This is a genomic window from Acinetobacter rongchengensis, assembly GCF_003611475.1.
Lineage (GTDB): Bacteria > Pseudomonadota > Gammaproteobacteria > Pseudomonadales > Moraxellaceae > Acinetobacter > Acinetobacter rongchengensis.
The window spans coordinates 1-434 of sequence record NZ_RAXT01000206.1 but is presented as its reverse complement, the minus strand read 5'-3'; the positions used below and the strand labels follow the sequence as shown (position 1 = coordinate 434).

Here is a 434-nt window from a genome sequence, read left to right as displayed (position 1 = left end):
GTGGTTTACATGGTTAATTGAACAAGACATCAACTTCTGCATTCGTGTTAAAAAAACTTCATTGTCACCAATCATTTAGGAAAGAATCATAAAATTAGTGATTTATTTCGCCATCTTAAAGTTGGTCAAATTGAATGTCGTAAACGACGGATTTTGGTTGGTCGGGTGAAACTATATATAAGTGCACTACAGTTAGAAAATGGAGAGCTTTTACTCGTCGTTTCTCCTCAGTTTAATGCCAATGCTATTCAGGATTATGCATTACGCTGGGAAATTGAAACCTTATTCAGTTGTCTCAAAGGACGCGGGTTTAATCTTGAAAATACGCGCTTGACAGACCCTAGACGAGTGAAAAAATTGATTGCGGTGTTAGCTATAAGCTTCTGTTGGTGTTACTTAACGGGTGAATGGCAACATGATCAAAAAAAAGCGAT

The 434-nt window shown here is 37.1% G+C and carries 1 pseudogene; it reads left to right on the top strand.

What is annotated here, in order from left to right:
- Window positions 1-434 (top strand): annotated as a pseudogene (locus tag D7V20_RS19550) (transposase); the annotation flags it as partial.